We start from the raw sequence: 5,476 nt of genomic DNA on the forward strand, positions 1-5,476 counted from the left end.
ACGAGCCACGGGAGTAGTGTCGTTCATAGGTGGTATGAACGACAAAAGAAGCGTGAGCCACGGGAGTAGTGTCGTTCATAGGTGGTATGAACGACAAAAGAAGCGTGAGCCACGGGAGTAGTGTCGTTCATAAGTGGTATGAACGACAAAGAAGCAGGAGCCACGGGAGTAGTGTCGTTCATAGGCGGTATGAACGACAAAAATAGCGCGAGGCACAGGTGTAGTGTCGTTCATAGCCGTTATGAAAACAAAAGTAATGCACCTGTGCAATGTCTCTCATCACCCAAATTTATAAAAACCTTAAGTAGAAAATAAAATGTCTTTCGCACAGCAAATAAATTTAACGTAAAAATATTATGGTAAACTAAACAATCAATCATCCATACCACATCTTTTTTTTATATCGAATCGAAAAATAGGATACACTAAATAAAAAGAACAAAAGGAGGGAAAAGTATGGATCGTTTAGACGAATACATTCAACAAGGAATCACTGGTCCTCGTGAAATAAATCCAGATGAACGAAGGAAATTTCTTGGTACCTTAAGAGAAAGAGTGGTTGTTGCCTTAACACAATCTCAAGTTAGAGAAAAAGGGACCTATTCTGAAGTAGAAGAGTTAATGAAACAAAATAAAGAAGCGACATTATTTCTAAATGGAAAGATGAATTACACATATTTGTCTGACTATATTAAGCTTGCAAATAATGTTGGGAATAAATATCTCATATCAACAGATAAAGAGCATGAAACTGATTTAGGACTTGTTTTAGCCTATGATTATGCTGTTGATAAGGAAAATATATACATAACAAAAAAAGAGGATTCACAAACCCCTGAACAAGATACTGATGATAATCGCCTTGTTCAGTTTTTTAAGAAATTATTTTAAGCCAATACTTGATGTGTTGGCTTTTTTCATCACCACATACAAAAACTGACTTTTCTAAATAGTTTAAATTTGATTATCCGATTATAAGTGAATTTTTATGCGAATAGGATAGTTATAGGCATTCATTTGCTATCAAGTTGGTGGGAGGGATTGAGTGTGAGTCACATACAAGCAAATATGGCCGGAAGTGTATGGAAAATACTAGTCGATGTAGGTGAACAAGTTGCAGAAGGTCAAGACGTAGTGATTTTAGAATCGATGAAAATGGAAATTCCGATAGGTGCTGAAGAAAATGGAGTGATAAAAAGAATTAATGTAAATGAAGGTGACTTTGTCAACGAGGGTGATGTATTGGTTGAATATGAATAGAAAGGAGGAAATTTGGTGAAGTGGCCACAATCAGTTTCAATTAAGGAAGTTGGCCCTCGTGATGGCTTGCAAAATGAGAAGAAATGTATTTCAACTGAAGATAAAATACAATGGATCAATCAACTTTCACATACAGGATTATCTTATATTGAAATTACATCATTTGTTCATCCAAAGTGGATTCCAGCTTTAGCTGATGCGTACTCTGTTGCAAAAGGAATTAAACGAGTTGAAGGTGTAACTTATGCTGCACTTGTCCCAAATCAAAAGGGTCTTGAAAAGGCTCTTGATGCAAACATAGATGAAGTATCTATCTTTCTTTCTGCAAGTGAAACACATAATCGTAAAAACATTAACAAATCAATTAATGAGACTTTAGCTGTTCTTAGTGATGTTGTACAAGAGTCTCTCACTTCCGGAAAGTCAGTTAGAGGCTATATATCAACGGTTTTTGGATGTCCATATGAGGGTCGGGTTTCGTTACAAAAAACAATGAGCATTTGTGAAGAGTTATTTGAAATGGGAGTTTATGAAGTATCTTTAGGTGATACGATTGGTGTTGCTACTCCCAAACAAGTACAAGAGGTTACCAACGAGATGTTAAAAAGGTTTCATTCGGATAAACTAGCGATGCATTTTCATGATACAAGAGGAACTGCGCTCGCAAATGTAACCGCTTCCTTGTGTATAGGAATTACTCGATTTGACAGTTCTATTGGAGGACTTGGAGGGTGTCCCTATGCCCCGGGTGCATCGGGAAATGTCGCAACAGATGATTTACTATATATGTTAGAAGGAATGGAAATTGTAACAGGTTTATCTAAGGATAAAATCCACAATGCTGCTTTATTTATTCAAGAAAGAATTGGACGCTCATTAGCTAGTCATAGCCTACAAGTTTACCAGGCGAAGCCATCATAACTCTATGAAAATCTGAAAATGGAGGGAGCAATCGTGACACTTGAGAAATCCTTACAAGAAAGGCTAGAAGAATTAAAAAAGGGTGGACCGGATAAATATCATGAGAAAAATAAAGAAAAGGGCAAGTTGTTTGTTAGGGACAGACTGGCATTATTATTTGATCAAGGTCTAGAAACGGAAGACGGACTGTTCGCTAATTGTTTAGAGGAAACATTACCAGCCGATGGTGTTGTAACAGGAATGGGAAAAGTAAACGGTCAGACTGTATGTGTGTTGGCAAATGACTCAACAATAAAAGCGGGTTCATGGGGAGCAAGAACAGTAGAAAAAATGATCAGAATTCAAGAAACCGCTGAAAAATTAAAGGTACCCTTACTTTATCTTGTTGATTCAGCAGGAGCAAGAATTACAGACCAAGTGGAAATGTTCCCAGGACGAAGGGGAGCAGGAAGAATTTTTTATAACCAAGTAAAGTTGTCCGGAAAAATTCCTCAAGTTTGCTTACTGTTTGGTCCATCTGCAGCAGGAGGAGCTTATATCCCAGCTTTTTGCGATGTTTTGATTATGGTGGACGGAAATGCCTCCATGTACCTAGGCTCTCCACGAATGGCAGAAATGGTGATTGGTGAAAAAGTCTCCCTCGAGGAAATGGGTGGAGCAAAAATGCATTGCACAACGTCAGGCTGTGGAGATATACTAGCAAAATCTGAAGAAGAAGCAATCGAATTAGCCCGCAATTATCTCTCATTTTTTCCAGCAAATTATACAGAAAAACCACCACAATTAGATTTGATACCTCCAAAATCCTTTGAAAAAACATTAGAAGAAATCATACCTACTAACCAAAATGCACCTTTTAATATGTACGATCTTATTGAACGAATCATTGATGCTGATTCATTTTTTGAAATAAAGAAAAAGTTTGCTCCAGAACTTATTACAGGTTTTTGTCGTTTAAATGGTCAGTCAGTAGGTATTATCGCGAACCAGCCGCGTGTAAAGGGTGGAGTTTTATTTCATGATTCAGCAGATAAAGCGGCAAAATTTATTACATTATGTGATGCCTATCATATTCCATTACTTTTCTTAGCTGATATTCCTGGGTTTATGATTGGAACAAAGGTTGAACGAGCCGGAATTATCCGTCATGGAGCAAAAATGATTTCAGCTATGGCTGAGGCAACAGTTCCAAAAATATCGATTATCGTTCGTAAAGCATATGGTGCTGGATTGTATGCAATGGCAGGTCCTGCTTTTGAGCCAGATTGTTGCTTAGCGCTTCCTACTGCATCAATTGCTGTTATGGGACCTGAAGCGGCAGTAAATGCTGTTTATGCAAATAAAATTGCCGACCTTCCCGAGGAAGAACGATCACAATTTATAAAGGAAAAACGAGATGAATACCGTGAAAACATAGATATATATCGGTTGGCTTCTGAAATGATTATTGATGGAGTTATTCCTGCCAACTCACTAAGAAGTGAGTTAATTACAAGATTTGGTCTTTATCGTTCAAAGTATGTTACATTCTCAACACGAAAACACCCTGTTTATCCCGTATAAGCATCAATTGCTCAAAACATAAGATAGAGGGGATTGAAGAAAATGAATTTTGACTTATCGAAAGAGCAAGAGATGATTCGTCACATGATTCATGAGTTTGCTTACGAACAAGTGGCCCCGGAAGCAGATGAAAGAGATCGTTCGGGGGAATTTCCAGAGAACATTTTTAACAAGTTAGCGGAATTAGGGATGATGGGTTTACCGTTTCCTGAGCAATATGGTGGTGGTGATGCTGACACAATTAGCTTTGCCATTGTTGTTGAGGAGTTGAGTAGAGTATGTGCTTCAACAGGTATAACGTATTCTGCGCATATTTCGTTAGGGGCCGCCCCCATATTTATGTTTGGAACAGAACAGCAGAAGGTAGACTATCTCACTCCATTATGTAAAGGTGAGTACTTAGGTGCCTTTGGCTTAACAGAACCAAATGCGGGATCAGATGCAGCAGGCACTCAGACAACAGCCATATTAAAGGGAAATGAGTGGCAGCTTTCAGGTTCAAAATGCTTTATTACAAATGCAAGCTATGCAAAAAATTTGGCCATCACAGCTGTGACAGATCGTTCAAAAGGGATAAATGGTATTAGTGCCTTTCTTGTCCCAACAAATTCTAAAGGTTTTACTGTAATCGATAATTACGAAAAAATGGGGTTACACGCGTCAAATACTACTGAATTAATTTTAGAAAATGTCAACATTCCAAGAGAAAACCTTCTTGGTATAGAGGGGAACGGCTATAAACAATTTTTGGCTACGCTTGATGGAGGAAGAATCGGAATTGGTGCAATGGCAGTTGGGATTGCACAGGGTGCTTATGAAAAAGCCCTTCAATATGCCAAAAATCGTACTCAGTTTGGAAAAAACTTATCTAAATTTCAGGCAATTCAATTTAAGCTAGCTGATATGGCAATGAATATTGAGGTTGCTCGTAATATGGTATATAAAGCTGCATGGCTTAAAGACAAAGGAAGAGGATTTAAAACCGAAGCGGCCATGGCAAAGCTATTTTCTTCTGAAATTTGTATGAAAGTATGTGATCAGGCCATTCAAATCCATGGTGGCTATGGCTACATGAAGGAATACCAAGTAGAAAGGTTTTTCCGTGATGCAAAATTATTGGAAATTGGTGAAGGAACATCAGAAGTTCAACGAATGGTTATTGCAAAACAAATTGGATGCTAATGATAAAAATGGAGGTGTACTTCATTTGTTCAAAAAAATACTTGTTGCAAATCGAGGAGAGATTGCTGTTCGAATTATGAGAACATGCAAAGCATTAGGCATCACAACGGTTGCCGTCTATTCTGAGGCAGATCAGGACGCTCCACACAGACAATTTGCTGATGAAGCATATTTGGTAGGTGGACCACGTGTGGCAGACAGTTATTTAAAGATCGAAACGATTATCGAAATTGCAAAAGAGGTGGGTGCTGAAGCTATTCATCCCGGCTATGGACTATTATCAGAAAATCCAGAGTTTGCTAGAAAATGTGAAGAAGTGGGACTTATTTTTGTTGGACCGTCTCCACAGGTAATTGCTAGCATGGGAAGTAAAATTGAAGCACGGAAAATAATGAAACAAGCCGGAGTACCAGTTGTTCCTGGTATTTCAACATCTTTAACCAATTCAGAACAGGCAGTTAAGGTTGCAAATGAAATTGGTTATCCAATCATGTTAAAGGCCTCTTCTGGTGGTGGTGGAATTGGCATGCAAATTGTTAGAAATGATGAG

6 protein-coding genes are annotated in these 5,476 nt (G+C 38.1%); all 6 read left to right on the forward strand.

Going from position 1 to position 5,476, the window contains the following annotated elements; genetic code table 11:
* The first annotated feature begins 456 nt into the window (after positions 1–456).
* Positions 457–891, forward strand: coding sequence for a YueI family protein (locus ACEWK1_RS25315; protein WP_121662314.1), 435 nt, complete (start codon positions 457–459; stop codon positions 889–891).
* A gap of 156 nt (positions 892–1,047) precedes the next feature.
* Positions 1,048–1,260, forward strand: coding sequence for an acetyl-CoA carboxylase biotin carboxyl carrier protein subunit (locus ACEWK1_RS25320; protein WP_121662313.1), 213 nt, complete (start codon positions 1,048–1,050; stop codon positions 1,258–1,260).
* Between the two features lie 15 nt (positions 1,261–1,275).
* Positions 1,276–2,181: a hydroxymethylglutaryl-CoA lyase gene (locus ACEWK1_RS25325; protein ID WP_212134059.1), complete on the forward strand. Its 906-nt coding sequence runs from the start codon at positions 1,276–1,278 to the stop codon at positions 2,179–2,181.
* A gap of 18 nt (positions 2,182–2,199) precedes the next feature.
* The gene (locus ACEWK1_RS25330) at positions 2,200–3,744 is read left to right on the forward strand and encodes an acyl-CoA carboxylase subunit beta (RefSeq protein WP_212134058.1); all 1,545 of its coding nucleotides are present in this window, start codon (positions 2,200–2,202) and stop codon (positions 3,742–3,744) included.
* 42 nt (positions 3,745–3,786) lie between these two features.
* Positions 3,787–4,926, forward strand: a complete 1,140-nt coding sequence (locus tag ACEWK1_RS25335) for an acyl-CoA dehydrogenase family protein (RefSeq protein WP_212134057.1) — start codon at positions 3,787–3,789, stop codon at positions 4,924–4,926.
* A 25-nt stretch (positions 4,927–4,951) separates the two neighbouring features.
* Positions 4,952–5,476, forward strand: a 525-nt coding sequence (locus ACEWK1_RS25340) for a biotin carboxylase N-terminal domain-containing protein (RefSeq protein WP_416636776.1), incomplete at its 3' end; no start/stop codon positions are given.

The organism is Metabacillus sp. YM-086, from assembly GCF_048059995.1.
GTDB lineage: Bacteria > Bacillota > Bacilli > Bacillales > Bacillaceae > Metabacillus > Metabacillus litoralis_B.